The organism is Mesorhizobium sp. M1227 (assembly GCF_040318315.1).
In the GTDB taxonomy this organism is placed as follows: domain Bacteria; phylum Pseudomonadota; class Alphaproteobacteria; order Rhizobiales; family Rhizobiaceae; genus Mesorhizobium.
On the sequence record NZ_JAMYLZ010000005.1, the window covers coordinates 59,534 to 74,594 of the forward strand.

The window sequence follows — 15,061 nt, forward strand, 5'->3', positions numbered from 1 at the left end:
CAGTAAGCGAGGAACTATAATGGGGAACGATCTCGCCGCCTTCGCCAAGGAAAAGGGCGTCAAATATTTCATGATATCCTACACCGACCTGTTCGGTGGACAACGCGCCAAGCTGGTGCCGGCGCAGGCGATCGCCGACATGCAGCGGGACGGTGCCGGCTTTGCCGGCTTTGCCACCTGGCTCGATCTGACGCCGGCGCATCCCGACATGCTGGCGGTGCCGGATCCGGCCTCGGTGATCCAGTTGCCTTGGAAGCCGGAGGTCGCCTGGGTCGCCGCCAACTGCATCATGGACGACAAATCGGTCGAGCAGGCACCGCGCAACACGCTGAAGCGGTTGATCGCGGAGGCTGCTGGCGACGGCATGCACATCAAGACCGGCGTCGAGGCCGAATTCTTCCTGATCTCGCCGGACGGCAAGACGATTTCCGACGAATATGACACGGCGTCGAAACCCTGCTACGACCAGCAGGCGGTGATGCGCCGCTACGACGTGATCGCCGAGATCTGCGACCACATGCTGGCGCTCGGCTGGGGCGCCTACCAGAACGACCACGAGGACGCCAACGGCCAGTTCGAGATGAACTGGGCCTTCGACGATGCGCTGGCGACCGCCGACAAGCATTCCTTCTTCAAATTCATGGTGAAATCGGTCGCCGAGAAGCACGGCCTGCGCGCAACCTTCATGCCTAAACCCTTCCAGGGCCTGACCGGCAATGGCTGCCATGCGCATATCTCGGTGTGGGACAAAGATGGCAAGACCAATGTCTTTGCCGATAATGCGATGGAGCTCGGCCTGTCGGCCAAGGGCAGGAATTTCCTCGGCGGCATCATGAAACATGCGTCCGCGCTTGCCGCCATCACCAACCCGACGGTCAATTCCTACAAGCGCATCAACGCACCGCGCACCATCTCCGGCGCCACCTGGGCGCCGAACACGGTGACCTGGACCGGCAACAACCGCACCCACATGGTGCGCGTGCCCGGCCCCGGCCGCTTCGAGCTGCGCCTGCCGGACGGCGCGGCAAACCCCTATCTGCTGCAGGCCGTCATCATCGCCGCCGGCCTTGACGGCGTCCGCTCGAAGGCCGACCCCGGCAGGCGCTACGATATCGACATGTACCAGTTCGGCCATACGGTCGAGGGCGCGCCGAAGCTGCCGCTCAACCTGCTCGACGCGTTGCGCGAGTTTGACAACGACAAATCGCTCAAGGCGGCGCTGGGTGAGGAATTCTCGTCGGCCTATCTAAAGCTCAAGCAGCAGGAATGGAATTCCTATGCTTCCCACTTCACCCAGTGGGAGCGCGACCACACGCTCGACATCTGATCCGGAATTGTTGCACGCCCGGCGCGAAACAGGTTCATGAAATACTCGATCTTCTCCCTCGCCCGGGCGGCATTTTCCGGCCATAAGAACTGGCAGCGCACCTGGCGCGACGCCAGCCCGAAGAGCCACTACGACGTGGTGATCATCGGCGGCGGCGGCCATGGCCTGGCGACGGCATGGTTCCTCGCCAGCGAATACGGCATCAGGAATGTCGCCGTGCTGGAAAAAGGCTGGATCGGCTCCGGCAATGCCGGCCGCAACACAACCATCATCCGCTCCAATTACGGGCTGCCCGGCAATACCGGTTTTTACGAGCTTTCGATGAAGCTGTGGGAGCGGATGGAGCAGGACCTCAACTACAACACCATGGTCAGCCAGCGCGGCGTCATCAACCTCTACCATTCCGACGCACAGCGCGACGCCTATGCGCGGCGCGGCAACACCATGCGCATCAACGGCATCGATGCCGAACTGCTCGATCTGGCGGCGGTCAGGAAGATGATGCCGTTCCTGAACTTCGACAATGCGCGCTTTCCAGTGCAAGGCGGGCTTTTGCAGCGACGCGGCGGCACGGCACGACACGATGCCGTGGTCTGGGGCTACGCGCATGCGGCGAGCGCGCTCGGCGTCGACATCATCCAGAACTGCGAAGTGACCGGTTTTGTCCGCGATGGCAGCGGCAAGGTGACCGGTGTCGAGACGAGCCGCGGCAGGATCGGCGCAGGCAAGGTCGGCATGGCGGTCGCCGGCTCCTCGTCGCGCGTCGCGGCGATGGCCGGCATGCGGCTGCCGATCGAAAGCCATGTGCTGCAGGCATTCGTCTCCGAGGCGATCAAGCCGCTGATCCCCAATGTCATGACCTTCGGCGCCGGCCATTTCTACGTCAGCCAGTCCGACAAGGGCGGCCTGGTCTTCGGCGGCGATATAGACGGCTACAATTCCTACGCCCAGCGCGGCAATCTGCCTGTCATGGAAGACGTCTGCGAAGGCGGCATGGCGCTGATGCCGATGATCGGCCGGATACGGCTTCTGCGTCAGTGGGGCGGCATCATGGACATGTCGATGGACGGCTCGCCGATTATCGACAAAACACCGGTCGACGGGCTCTATCTCAACGCCGGCTGGTGCTATGGCGGCTTCAAGGCGACGCCCGGCTCCGGCCTGGTCTTTGCGCATCTGCTGGCGCGCGACCAGCCGCACAAGGAGGCTGCCCGCTTTCGTCTCGACCGCTTCCGGCGAGGTGCGATGATCGACGAAAAGGGCCAAGGCGCCCAACCGAACCTGCATTGAAGGCTGGCTGAAGAAGCATGCGCATTGTCTGTCCCTTCTGCGGCGAACGCGAACTCGGGGAGTTCACCTATCTGGGCGACGCCAAGCCGGTGCGTCCGGCGGCCGGCGCCACCGACGACGAGGTCTTCGACTACGTCTATCTGCGCGACAACATCGCCGGGCCGATGAGCGAATACTGGTACCATGGCGGCGGCTGCCGGGCCTGGCTGAAGGTCGCCCGCAACACGCTGACGCACGAGATTTCGGCGGTCGAACCGGCTGCAGGCATTGGTGCCGCCGAGGTTGGGCGCTGATGGTTGGGCCCGCGCAGACACACCGGCTGGAGAGCGGCGGTCTCATCGATCGCGCCGCGCCGCTGGCCTTCCGCTTCGACGGCAAGAGCTTTGCCGGCTTCCAGGGCGACACGCTGGCCTCGGCGCTGATCGCCAACGGCGTCAAGCTGGTCGGCCGCTCGTTCAAATACCATCGGCCGCGCGGCATCCTGACCGCTGGTTCGGAGGAGCCCAACGCGCTGGTCGAACTGCGCAGCGGAGCGCGGCGCGAGCCGAACACCAAAGCGACCACGGCCGAACTCTATGACGGGCTCGAAGCCGCCAGCCAGAACCGCTGGCCGTCGCTGCGCCACGATCTGATGGCGGTCAACCAGCTGTTCGCGCCGATCTTCGTCGCCGGCTTCTACTACAAGACCTTCATGTGGCCGGCGAAATTCTGGGAAACGATCTACGAGCCAACGATTCGCCGCGCCGCCGGCCTCGGCCGCGCCCCCGGCGTCGCCGACCCCGACCATTACGACAAGGCCTGGGCGCATTGCGACGTGCTGATCGCCGGCTCCGGCCCGGCCGGGCTGGGTGCGGCACTGGCGGCCGGGCGCGGCGGCGCCCGCGTCATCCTGTGCGAGGAAGATTTTGCGCTTGGCGGCCGCCTGCTCGCCGACGGCGGCATGATCGACGGCGCGCCGGCGGCCGAATGGATTACGCGCACGCTGGCCGAACTCGCCGCACTGCCCGATGTCCGCATCATGACCCGCACGACATTGTTCGGCGTCTATGATGGCGGCACCTATGGCGCCATCGAGCGGGTCAACGACCACCTGCCCTCGCCGCCCGAGCACCAGGTGCGCCAGCGGCTGTGGCGGATCGTGGCCAAGCGCTGCGTCGTCGCCGCCGGCGCCATCGAGCGGCCGATCGTCTTTGCCGGTAACGACTTGCCGGGCGTGATGATGGCTTCGGCGATGCGGACCTATGTCGCGCGCTACGCGGTTACCCCTGCCAAGAGGATCGCGCTGTTCACCAACAATGAGGATGGCTGGCGCACGGTCGAGACCGCGCTTGGCGCCGGTTTGCAGATCGCGGCGGTCGTCGACGCGCGCCCGGACGTCTCCGCCGCGCATCGCGCGCTTGCCGCCAAGGGCGGCTTTGCCGTGCTCAACGGCTCGGTCAGCGGGGTCGAAGGCGGCAAGGACGGGGTCCGGAAAATCGTGGTGGCGCTGACCGGCGGCGCACGGGCGGAAGTCGAAGCCGACGGGCTTGCCGTGTCCGGCGGCTGGAACCCAGCGGTCGGGCTGACCTCCTATCATCGCGGCCGGCCGAAATGGCAGGACGATATCGCAGCCTTCGTGCCGGATGGTGCGCCGCCCGGCATGATGGCCGTCGGCGCCGCCAACGGCGCCTTCGGGCTGGGCGACTGCCTGCGCCAGGGCTTTGCCGCGGGTGCTGCGGCAGCGCAGAGTGCTGGACGCGGCGGCAATGCCGGCACATCGCCGGTCGCCGACAGCGAGGCGTTTTCGCTGACGCCGCTTTGGTATGTGGCCGGCAAAGGGAAAGCCTTAGTCGATTACCAGCATGACGTGACCGCGTCCGACATCGAGCTGGCGCAGCGCGAAGGTTTCGAATCGGTCGAGCATCTCAAGCGCTATACGACGCTCGGCATGGCCACCGACCAGGGCAAGACCTCGAACGTCGCCGGTCTCGCCATCATGGCGGCAATCAGCGGCAAATCGATCCCCGAAACCGGCACGACGATCTACCGCCCACCCTATGTGCCGGTCGCCATCGGCGCCTTCGCCGGCCATCATCGCGACGAAGACTTCCATGCGACGAGGCTGACGCCGTCGCATCACTGGGCAGCCGAACAGGGCGCGGTGTTCGTCGACACCGGCCTGTGGAAGCGCGCGCAATGGTATCCGCGCGCCGGCGAAAAGGACTGGCTGGAATCGGTCACCCGCGAGGTCAAGGCGGTGCGCTCCGGCGTCGGCTTCTGCGATGTCTCGACGCTCGGCAAGATCGACGTGCACGGCCCGGATGCCGGCGCCTTTCTCGACCGCGTCTACATCAACACCTTCTCCAGTCTCGCCGTCGGCAAAGCCCGCTACGGGCTGATGCTGCGCGAGGACGGCATCGTCTATGACGACGGCACGACGTCGCGGCTGGCCGAGGACCACTATTTCCTGACCACCACCACCGCCAAGGCCGGGCTGGTGATGCAGCATCTCGAATTCTGCCGGCAGGTGCTGTTCCCCGAATTCGACGTGCAGCTGACATCCGTCTCCGATCAATGGGCACAGTTCTCGATCGCCGGGCCGAAGACCCGGGACCTGCTTCGGGAAATGGTCGATCCGGCGGAGGATTTGTCGAACGAGGGCTTTCCCTTCATGGGGGCGCGGGAAGTCGCGCTTCGCGGCGGCATCAGAGCGCGGCTGTTCCGCATCTCGTTTTCGGGCGAAATGGCGTTCGAAATTTCGGTTCCCGCCCGCTATGGCGAGGCGCTGGTGCGCAATTTGATGCTGGCCGGCAAGCCGTTCGGCGTTACGCCCTACGGTACCGAGGCGCTCGGCGTCATGCGCATCGAAAAGGGCCATGTCGCCGGACCGGAGCTGAACGGCACGACGACCGCCGCCGACCTCGGCCTCGGCAAGATGATGTCGACCAAAAAAGATTTCATCGGCCGCGTCATGGCCGGGCGCGAGGCGCTGATTGCCCCAGACCGGCAGGTCGTGGTCGGCCTCAAGCCGGTCGATAAGACGCGCCGCCTGCGCTCCGGCGCGCATATCATTCCGAAAGGCGAGACGCCCGGTCCCGGCAACGACCAGGGCTATGTCACTTCGGTCTGCTTCTCGCCCATGCTCGACCAGTGGATCGGGCTGGCGCTTGTTGAGCGTGGCCGCGAGCGCATTGGCGAGATCGTCCATGCGCATGACCCGCTGCGCGGCGAAGACTACGACGTCGAGCTGTGCAGCCCGGTCTTCTACGATCCGGATGGAGGGCGCCAGCGTGGCTGAGTTTTCCTGGATTGCCCGCAGTCCGCTGGAGAAAGCGCTTGTTGTCGGCGCCAATGGCGCGCGCGGCACGGCGGCCGGCGTATCGCTCACCGAGATCCGCAATTTCGACCTGATCCAGGTGATGGCGCGGCGCGGCAAAGCGGCAGAACTGGCGAAGGCCGCCGAAACCCGCTTCGGCGTTGCCGCCCCGGAAACGCCCAAGGCGACCCGAACTCCCGACGCTACGTTGATCTGGTCGGGACCGGATCAGTTCCTGGTCCTGTCCAATGGCGGCAAGCACGCGAGCGAACCGCTGAACCAGGCGTTTGCGCAATCCGCCTCGTTGTCCGACCAGTCGCATGCGCGCGCGCTGATCAGCGTTTCCGGAGAAAAGGCGCGCGCGATGCTGGCCAAACTGTCGTCGCTAGACCTGCACCCCGCGGTGTTCCCGGCCGGCACCGCTGCGGCGACCTCGGTCGATCACACCAGCATCAATCTCTGGCGCGGCAATGACCGGCCGGACGGACAGGCGGTGTTCAATCTTCTGGTGTTCGCCACCTTCGCGGAAAGCCTGTGGCATACGATACTGGACGCTGCCGCCGAGTATGGCGTCGAGATCGGGCATTCCGAGGAATTGGGGTAGGATTGTGCGCCACCTTCCCTTCTCCCCTTGTGGGAGAAGGTGGCCGAGCGAAGCTCGGTCGGATGAGGGGTGCTCCAGCTTGGCTATGACGGCACTCCGTCCAACACCCCTCATCCGTCGCCTTCGGCGACACCTTCTCCCACAGGGGGAGAAGGGGGAGCTTGTGCCACCTTCACCTTGCCAAACCCGATCCCCCTGCTATTCTTCCCGCTAAAATAATTTCACACACAGGCAAACTTGTTTCTCGAAACCAAGGTTGAGATGAGCCAGTCGCCCTACCCCGCCGTCGTCGCCGGACCGCCCCGGCCGAGCCTGATCCTGCGGCCAGGCCAGATTACGCTGCCGGCCGGGATGGAGCGCTACTCGGTTCAGGGCAATGGCGCGGTGCTGATCGAGGTCGAGGCCGGCGACATTGTCACCGTGCGCGATGTCGAGGGCGGGCAGGCCTGCGAGCTGCTGGCATGGGACAGCAGCGAGGCGACCGATCCCGGCATTCTCGGCGAGAAATCGAACAGCAATGCCGCCGGCATCAAGGCGCTGCTGGCCGAAGGCGACCACAGCCTCGCATCCTTGCGCCGGGGGCTCGACCGGCGCCAGGTGCAGCTCGACCAGGCGAAGGCGGTTCGCGTTTTCGGCGGCGCCACCCCTGCCGGTACCGAACAGGCTTTTACCGTCGCCCGCGATGGGTCGATGCTGATTGCCGCGCCCGGCGGGCCGATGCTGGTCGACGGCCACGATACGGCGACGCCGCTTAGCGTCATCGTCCGCCGCGCCACCATCCGCCCGGCAGCGAAATCCAGGCTTGCCGACCCGCTGGCCGATCCCGTGCTCGACCTGCGCGTCCATTCGGCGACGGCGGAGGCCTACTTCGTCAAGGCGGGCGACTATCTGCAGATCATCGATGTCGACGGGCGCCAATGCACCGACTTCCAGTGCTTTTCGGCGCGCAAGCTGGACAAGGGCCGCGATCATCCGCTCGACGTGACGACGACGCGCACGCTGATGGGTTCGAGCTATCCGATGCCCGGTCTGCACTCAAAATACTACGACCAGGACATGGAGCCGCTGGTCGAGGTTGTGCAGGACACTTGCGGCCGCCACGATGCATTCGCGCTCGCCTGCGCGGCCAAATATTACGACGACATCGGTTATCCCGGCCATCCCAACTGCTCGGAGAATTTCAACCGCGCGCTGGCCGACAAGGGTGTCACGCCTCGCGCCGGCTGGATGGCGATCAACTTCTTCTTCAACACGGCCATCGACGCGCATAGCGTCGTGGTATCGGACGAGCCGTGGTCGCGGCCGGGCGACTATGTGCTACTCAAGGCGCTCACGGACATCGTCTGCGTCTCGTCCGCCTGCCCCGACGATACGACGCCGGCCAATGGCTGGAACCTGACCGACATCCATGTGCGAACCTATCCCGGCCAGCACAAATTCTCGCGAGCGATCGCCAGACGCATGACGCCCGATTCGGAACCGAAAATGACCCGCGAGACCGCCTTTCATTCGAGCTTTGCCAAGCACACCCGCAACTTCGTCGAGTACAAGGGCTATTGGCTCGCCAATTCCTTCGCCAAGCAAGGCCCGATCGATGAATACTGGGCCTGCCGGCAGGACGCCGTGATCATGGACCTGTCGCCGCTGCGCAAGTTCGAGGTCACCGGGCCGGACTCCGAGGCGCTGCTGCAATACACGCTGACCCGCGACATCAAGAAGCTCGGCGTCGGCCAGGTCGTCTATTCCGCCATGTGCTACGAGCATGGCGGCATGATCGACGACGGCACGCTGCTCAGGCTCGGCAAGGATAATTTCCGCTGGGTCGGCGGCGACGATCTATCCGGCCAATGGCTGCGGGAAACGGCGCAAAAACTCGGCCTCACCGTGCTGGTGCGCTCCTCGACCGACCAGATGCACAATGTTGCCGTGCAGGGACCGAAAAGCCGCGACGTCCTGCGGCAGATCATCTGGACCTCGCCGCTGCAGCCGTCGATCGACGAACTCGAATGGTTCCGTTTCGCCGTCGCCCGCATCGGCGGCGGCAACGGCATTCCGGTCGTTGTCTCGCGCACCGGTTACACCGGCGAACTCGGCTACGAGATCTGGTGCCATCCGCGCGACGCCGAAAAGGTGTTCGACGCGATCTGGCAGGCCGGCCAACCGCACGGCCTGAAGCCGATGGGGCTGCAGGCGCTCGATATGGTGCGCATCGAGGCCGGGCTGATCTTTGCTGCTTACGAGTTTTCCGACCAGACGGATCCGTTCGAGGCCGGCATCGGCTTCACCGTACCGCTGAAGACCAAGAGCGACGATTTCATCGGCCGCGAGGCACTGATCCGGCGCAAGGAAAACCCGCAGAAGAAGCTGGTCGGCCTCGACGTCGACGCCAATGTCGCCGTCGGCCACGGCGATTGCGTGCATATCGGCCGGGCGCAGATCGGCGTCGTCACCTCCGGCATGCGTTCGCCGGTGCTGAACAAGACCATCGCGTTGGCCAGGCTCGACGTCACGCATTCGGCGATCGGCACCGAGGTCGAGATAGGCAAGCTCGATGGTCACAGCAAGCGGCTGCCGGCGCGCGTCGTCGCCTTCGCCCATTACGACCCGCAAAAGACCAGGCCGCGCTCCTGACCGACGCTGCCTGGTTCTTCCCTTCTCCCTTGTGGGAGAAGGTGGATTGGCACGCAGCGCCAAGACGGTTGAGGGTGCTGGACGAAGTGCGGTTTTGCCAATCTGGAACACCCCTCATCCGACCGAGCTTCGCTCGGCCACCTTCTCCCACAAGAAGGGGAGAAGGAAAGACCGCACCCGTTGGCAGCGCCAGCGAAGCTCGACTGTTTCACAAACGCAATGTGCACAGCGTCACAAACCACTTGACGTGAAAGCGCCTTGGGTCAATCTTCACTGCTAAGAAAAAAATACTACTGAGCGGAAAACGCCTGAGGCCGTTCAACGTGAGCGTCGATGACGCCTCGCGAGATTGCGGCTGTTGCCGATGGGGAACATCAAAAATGGGGAATCCACGTAAATGAGCACGATAGTCACCACCTTGGTGCCGCCTGCCGAAGGGCAGCTGCACCGGAACATCGATTGGCGCGGCGCCTTCTGGGTGGCAAGCGGCGTTCCGGCCCTTGTCTTGTTTTCGATCGGCGGCATCGCCGGCACCACCGGAACACTGGCCTTCCTGATCTGGGCCGTATCCATGGTCATGGGCTTCCTGCAGTCCTTCACCTATGCGGAGATCGCCGGGCTGTTCCCGAACAAATCCGGCGGCGCCTCGGTCTACGGCGCCACCGCGTGGCTGCGCTATTCGAAATTCATCGCGCCGCTTTCGGTGTGGTGCAACTGGTTCGCCTGGTCGCCGGTGCTGTCGCTCGGCTGCTCGATCGCCGCCGCCTATATCCTCAACGCACTGGCGCCGGTGCCGCTGTTCACCGACACGTCGCCGGAGGTCGCCGCCTATATCGCGGCCCATGCCGGAACCAGCGCCGCCGACGCCATCACCGCGGTCACCGCGGCGGCGACGCCGGCGATCCGTAACTGGACGCTCTACGGTCACACGCTTGGCCCGGTTTCCTTCACCTTCAACGCCACCTTCTTCATCGGCGCGGTGCTGATGCTGATCATCTTCTCGATCCAGCATCGCGGCATCCTGGGCACGGCCAACGTGCAGAAATATATCGGCCTGCTGGTCATCATCCCGATGCTGATCGTCGGCGTGGTGCCGATCGTCACCGGCCAGATCAACTGGGCAAACTTCTCGCCGCTGGTGCCGCTCGCGGCAGCCTATGCGCCGGAGCCCGGCGCGTGGAACATCGCCGGCTGGACGCTGGTGCTCGGCGGCATGTTCATCGCGGCGTGGTCGACCTACGGCTTCGAGACCGCGGTCTGCTACACCTCCGAGTTCAAAAACCCGGGCACCGATACCTTCAAGGCGATCTTCTATTCCGGCCTGTTGTGCATGCTGCTGTTCATCCTGGTGCCGTTCACCTTCCAGGGCGTGCTCGGCTTGAACGGCATGCTGGCGACGCCGATCGTCGACGGCTCCGGCGTTGCCGATGCGCTGGCCGGTATGGTCGGCGGCGGACAGCTGATCCACAGCCTGCTGGTGATGCTGATGATCCTGGCGCTGGTGCTCTGCATCATGACGGCGATGGCCGGCTCCTCGCGCACGCTCTATCAAGGCTCGGTCGACGGCTGGCTGCCGCGCTATCTCAGCCATGTCAACGAGCACGGCGCCCCGACGCGGGCGATGTGGACCGACCTGATCTTCAACCTGATCGTGCTGGCCATCGCCTCGGCCGATGCAACAAGCTTCTTCTTCATCCTCGCCGTGTCGAATTGCGGCTACATCATCTTCAACTTCCTTAACCTCAATGCCGGCTGGATCCACCGCATCGACAATGGCCACATCGCGCGGCCATGGAGGGCGCCGAGCTGGCTGCTCGGCCTCGGCGCCATCTTTGCCTACGTCAACGCGGTCTTCATGGGCGCCGGCGCCAAGGTCTGGAACCCGATGGCATTGTGGGCCGGGCTGATCACGGCAGCCTTGATCATCCCGGTGTTCTGCTTCCGGCACTACATCCAGGACAAGGGCAAATTCCCCGACCACATGCTGGCCGATCTCGGCATGAGCTCGTCCGACCTTGCGGTGAAAAAGGCGGGGATGCTGCCCTATCTGACGCTGGTCGCCGGCGTCGTGGTGATGCTGCTCGCCAACTGGCTGTTCGTCATCTGACGGCTGCGTTGAGGGATCGGGCACGCAAGGCGCGCTCGATTCCTGCATTTTGTTCTTGCTTTGTGCCGGCAGCTATGCTACTAATTTTGGTATGGTGCTGATTCGCCCCGAGACCCGCCGCTGAGGCGGGTTTTTCTTTTTAGGGGCTATTCGGCAGCGGTGCCGGCGCGGGAGCGACCGCCAAGCGCTGCACCGATATCCTCGAGGACCTGTCCGACGCGCGCCTGGATCGTCTCGGACGCAAGCACGCCGTCGATGAAATCCCTGTCCGAAGCGTAGATCGCGGTCGGCAGCGTAAAGGCCTCGAAGAAGCCGAACAGCGGTCTCAGCTGGTGCTCGATGATCAGCGCATGCCGGTCGCCGCCGCCGGTCGCCAGCAGCACCACCGGCTTGCCCCTGAGCGCCGTTGGGTCGACAAGATCGAAGAAGTGTTTGAACAGGCCGGTATAGCTGCCCTTGTAGGTGGGCGAGCCAACGACGAGCACGTCCGCCGCGACGACGCGCTTGAGGATATCGCCCGCTTGCGCATCCAGTTCACGCGCCCATTTGGCGCCACCGAGGCTGGGGCCGAGGTCGACGACGTCATGCGTGCTGGCGGCCAGGCCATATCTGCCGGCTACCTCGTTCACGATACGATCGACGAAGCCGCGCGTCTTGGACGGCCGGGTGAAATTGCCTGAGAAACCGACAACGGCCGGATTGGTCATGATGCAAAGCCCTCGCGATGATTTCGGGCTGCCAGCCCGCTGCTGACCCTATGGACATTCGGGCCGAACGAAAAGAACGGATGCTTGCCACGGTCTAAAATCATTACCGGTTCTAGCCAGCTTTGCGGATCGCTGCCGTCTCAGGTTGGAAGAACCGGTTTGGCGGCCGCTTCAGGCCAAGATTTTCGCGCAGGGTCGATCCTTCGTATTCGCTCCTGAAAATGCCGCGCCGCTGCAATTCGGGCACGATTTTCTCGACGAAGTCATCCAATCCGGCGGGAAGATAGGGGAACATGACGTTGAACCCGTCCGAGCCTTCGGTGACCAGCCATTCCTCCATCTCGTCGGCGATGGTTTTCGAAGTGCCGACGAAGGCAAGACCGGAATAGCCGCCCAGCCGCTGCGCAAGCTGCCTGACGGTCAGGTTTTCCTTGCGCGCCAGTTCGATGACGCGCTCGCGGCCGCTCTTGCTGGCGTTGCTTTCCGGGATTTCGGGCAAGACTGAATCCGGATCGAACCGCGACGCGTCGTGGCCGAGCGCGATCGACAGCGAGGCGACGCCGCTCTCGTAGTAGACGAGGCTGTCGAGCTTGGCCCGCTTCGTCTGCGCCTCCTCGACGGTCTCGCCGACAATGACGAAGGCGCCGGGCAGGATCTTGATGTCGTCGCGCGACCGGCCAAGTTTTTGCGCACGTCCCTTGACGTCGGCAAAGAAGCGCTGCCCCGAGGCGAGATCGGCATGGGCGGCGAAGATCACCTCGGCCGTTTCCGCCGCGAGCTGCCGTCCGGCCTCCGACGCGCCGGCCTGCACGATGACCGGCCAGCCCTGCACCGGCCGCGCGATATTGAGCGGTCCCCGCACCGAAAGATATTCGCCCTTATGGTCGAGCACATGCAGCTTCGCCGGATCGAAATAGAGCCCGCTTTCGGCGTCGCGGATGAAGGCATCGTCGGCAAAACTGTCCCACAGGCCGGTGACGACATCGTAAAACTCCCGCGCCCGGCGATAGCGCTCGTCGTGCTCGACATGCTCGTCGAGGCCGAAATTCAGCGCGGCGTCGGGATTGGATGTGGTGACGATATTCCAGCCGGCGCGCCCGCCGCTGATATGGTCGAGAGAGGCGAAACGACGGGCGATGTGGTACGGCGCGTCGAACGTCGTCGAGGCGGTTGCGATCAGCCCGATACGATCGGTGACGGCGGCAAGCGCCGACAACAGCGTGAACGGCTCGAAGGACGTGACCGTGTGGCTGCGCCGCAGCGCCTCGATCGGCATGTTGAGCACGGCCAGGTGGTCGGCCATGAAGAAGGCGTCGAACTTTGCCGCTTCCAGCCTTTGCGCGAAGTGCTTGAGATGCGCGAAATTGAAGTTGGCGTCGGGATAGGCGCCCGGGTAGCGCCAGGCGCCGGTATGAAGGCTGACGGGCCGCATGAAAGCGCCAAGCCGCAATTGTCGATTTTCTGCCATGGAAAAACGCACCGATGACGACGAGCGTAACGCTCCAATTGCTCGAGCATGGGATGGCTTTGCGGCCATGGGAAGGAATTCTGTTTTGCAAAACCGGCGTCGGGGAGCATTTTTTGTGCGGGCGGCGGACAAATCAATCGATCTTGATGAACACGCCCTTGGTGTTGAGATATTCGGCGAGGTGCTCGGCGCCGCCCTCGCGGCCGTAGCCGCTCATCTTGTAGCCGCCGAAGGGCACGGCCGGATCGATGGCGTGATAGGTATTGACCCAGACCGAGCCGGCGCGGATCTTGCGCGACAGCTGGTGGGCGGTGGCGAGATTTTGGGTGAAGACCCCTGCAGCCAGGCCGTAAGGCGTGTTGTTGGCCCGCTCGACCGCCTCGTCCAGCGTATCGAACGGCAAGGCTGAAATCACCGGCCCGAAGATCTCCTCACGGGCGATCTTCATGTCGTCCGAGACGCCGGCAAAGACAGTCGGCGCGACGAAATTGCCGGCGCCAAGCGCGCCTTCCACAAGCCGGGTGCCTCCGGTGACGAGTTTCGCCCCTTCCGCGGTGCCGGCCTCGAGGTAACCGGTGACCCGTTGCAGCTGCTTTTCGGAGACGAGCGGACCGATCTCGGTCGCCGGGTCGATGCCGTCGCCGACCCTGAGACCCTTGGCGTATGCCGCGAGCCGCTCGACGAACTCGTCATGGACGGCGCGTTCGACGAAAAGGCGCGAACCTGCGATGCAGATCTGGCCGGAATTGGCGAACACCGACATCGCCGCCACCGGCACCGCCTTGTCGAGATCGGCATCGGCGCAGACGATGACCGGCGACTTGCCGCCGAGCTCCAGCGAGACGCGCTTGAGGTTGCCGGCCGAGGCCCGCACGATCGACTGGCCGGTCGCCGTCGAGCCGGTGAAGACGATCTTGTCGACGCCCATATGCTCGGCGAGTGCGGCACCTGCCTCGGTGCCGGTGCCGGTGACGATGTTGACGACGCCTTCCGGAACGCCGGCCTCGTTCATGATGTCGGCGATCAAAAGCGGCGTCAGCGGCGCCTCTTCCGATGGTTTCAGCACGATGGTGCAGCCGGTCGCCAGCGCCGGGCCGATCTTCCAGATCGACGCCGCCGTTGGCGCGTTCCAGGGAATGATGGCGCCGACGACGCCGACCGGCTCCTTGTGGGTGAACGAGACGATTTCGCCGGGCAGCGAGTTGTCGATCGTCTCGCCGTGCAGCGCCGTCGCCATGCCGGCATAGTAGCGCAGCATGCCGATGACCCGGTTGCGATTGGCGCGGGTGCGTATGATCGGCATGCCCATGTCGGTGGTGTCGGAGCGGCTGATCTCTTCCCAGTGCTTTTCGAAGAGGTCGGCGATCCTCAGCAGCAGCACCTGCCGCTCGTAAGGCTTGAACCGGCTCCACGGGCCCTCGAACGCCTTGCGCGCAGCAGTCACCGCCAAGTCGATGTCCTGGCGGTCGGCGCGCGGCACCGTGGCGATGACCGCGCCGGTGGCGGGATTGCGGCTCTCCATGGTCCGGCCGGAGCGGGCATCGACCCAGCCGCCGCCGATGAACATCTGGCGATGGCGCCCGTCGATCGGCAGCCGCAGCGGTGCCTTTGTCTGAGCCATGGTCATGACGG

10 protein-coding genes are annotated in these 15,061 nt (G+C 64.5%); 7 read left to right on the top strand and 3 right to left on the bottom strand.

Annotation, left to right across the window (positions count from 1 at the left end):
- The first annotated feature begins 19 nt into the window (after positions 1 to 19).
- From glnT to NKH28_RS09335, 7 genes are all read left to right on the top strand, one after another.
- Complete coding sequence (gene glnT / locus NKH28_RS09305; RefSeq protein ID WP_023673983.1) at positions 20 to 1,327, top strand: type III glutamate--ammonia ligase; 1,308 nt, start codon at positions 20 to 22, stop codon at positions 1,325 to 1,327.
- Positions 1,328 to 1,363: 36 nt separating this feature from the next.
- A complete protein-coding gene (locus NKH28_RS09310) occupies positions 1,364 to 2,617 on the top strand; it encodes a sarcosine oxidase subunit beta family protein (protein WP_352978555.1) in 1,254 nt (417 codons plus the stop codon).
- Between the two features lie 17 nt (positions 2,618 to 2,634).
- A complete protein-coding gene (locus tag NKH28_RS09315; RefSeq protein ID WP_352970938.1) occupies positions 2,635 to 2,910 on the top strand; it encodes a sarcosine oxidase subunit delta in 276 nt (91 codons plus the stop codon).
- A complete protein-coding gene (locus NKH28_RS09320; protein WP_352978557.1) occupies positions 2,910 to 5,894 on the top strand; it encodes a sarcosine oxidase subunit alpha in 2,985 nt (994 codons plus the stop codon). The genes NKH28_RS09315 and NKH28_RS09320 overlap by 1 nt, the downstream gene beginning before the upstream one ends.
- Positions 5,887 to 6,516: a sarcosine oxidase subunit gamma gene (locus NKH28_RS09325; RefSeq protein WP_352978559.1), complete on the top strand. Its 630-nt coding sequence runs from the start codon at positions 5,887 to 5,889 to the stop codon at positions 6,514 to 6,516. The genes NKH28_RS09320 and NKH28_RS09325 overlap by 8 nt, the downstream gene beginning before the upstream one ends.
- A gap of 261 nt (positions 6,517 to 6,777) precedes the next feature.
- Positions 6,778 to 9,147, top strand: a complete 2,370-nt coding sequence (locus NKH28_RS09330; RefSeq protein ID WP_352978561.1) for a trimethylamine N-oxide demethylase — start codon at positions 6,778 to 6,780, stop codon at positions 9,145 to 9,147.
- A 397-nt stretch (positions 9,148 to 9,544) separates the two neighbouring features.
- Positions 9,545 to 11,254 (top strand): trimethylamine N-oxide permease, encoded by a 1,710-nt coding sequence (locus NKH28_RS09335; protein WP_352542214.1) that lies wholly within the window; start codon positions 9,545 to 9,547, stop codon positions 11,252 to 11,254.
- Between the two features lie 146 nt (positions 11,255 to 11,400).
- On the opposite strand, the gene msuE is transcribed toward NKH28_RS09335, so the two are convergent.
- The 3 genes from msuE to NKH28_RS09350 all read right to left on the bottom strand — a co-directional run bounded on the left by msuE (position 11,401) and on the right by NKH28_RS09350 (position 15,056).
- Positions 11,401 to 11,961 carry an FMN reductase gene (gene msuE, locus NKH28_RS09340; RefSeq protein WP_352455213.1) on the bottom strand — a complete coding sequence of 187 codons (561 nt, stop codon included), beginning with the start codon at positions 11,959 to 11,961 and terminating at the stop codon, positions 11,401 to 11,403.
- A 112-nt stretch (positions 11,962 to 12,073) separates the two neighbouring features.
- Entirely contained in the window at positions 12,074 to 13,429 is a 1,356-nt protein-coding gene (locus NKH28_RS09345) for an LLM class flavin-dependent oxidoreductase (protein ID WP_352502051.1), read from the bottom strand.
- Between the two features lie 133 nt (positions 13,430 to 13,562).
- Positions 13,563 to 15,056 carry an aldehyde dehydrogenase family protein gene (locus NKH28_RS09350; protein WP_352978563.1) on the bottom strand — a complete coding sequence of 498 codons (1,494 nt, stop codon included), beginning with the start codon at positions 15,054 to 15,056 and terminating at the stop codon, positions 13,563 to 13,565.
- Between the last annotated feature and the right edge of the window lie 5 nt (positions 15,057 to 15,061).

Bases quoted from the DNA above. Each gene is read 5' to 3' on its own strand.
- glnT (WP_023673983.1), top strand. From the start codon at position 20: ATGGGGAACGATCTCGCCGCCTTCGCCAAGGAAAAGGGCGTCAAATAT.
- NKH28_RS09310 (WP_352978555.1), top strand. From the start codon at position 1,364: ATGAAATACTCGATCTTCTCCCTCGCCCGGGCGGCATTTTCCGGCCAT.
- NKH28_RS09315 (WP_352970938.1), top strand. From the start codon at position 2,635: ATGCGCATTGTCTGTCCCTTCTGCGGCGAACGCGAACTCGGGGAGTTC.
- NKH28_RS09320 (WP_352978557.1), top strand. From the start codon at position 2,910: ATGGTTGGGCCCGCGCAGACACACCGGCTGGAGAGCGGCGGTCTCATC.
- NKH28_RS09330 (WP_352978561.1), top strand. From the start codon at position 6,778: ATGAGCCAGTCGCCCTACCCCGCCGTCGTCGCCGGACCGCCCCGGCCG.
- NKH28_RS09335 (WP_352542214.1), top strand. From the start codon at position 9,545: ATGAGCACGATAGTCACCACCTTGGTGCCGCCTGCCGAAGGGCAGCTG.
- msuE (WP_352455213.1), bottom strand. From the start codon at position 11,961: ATGACCAATCCGGCCGTTGTCGGTTTCTCAGGCAATTTCACCCGGCCG.
- NKH28_RS09345 (WP_352502051.1), bottom strand. From the start codon at position 13,429: ATGGCAGAAAATCGACAATTGCGGCTTGGCGCTTTCATGCGGCCCGTC.
- NKH28_RS09350 (WP_352978563.1), bottom strand. From the start codon at position 15,056: ATGACCATGGCTCAGACAAAGGCACCGCTGCGGCTGCCGATCGACGGG.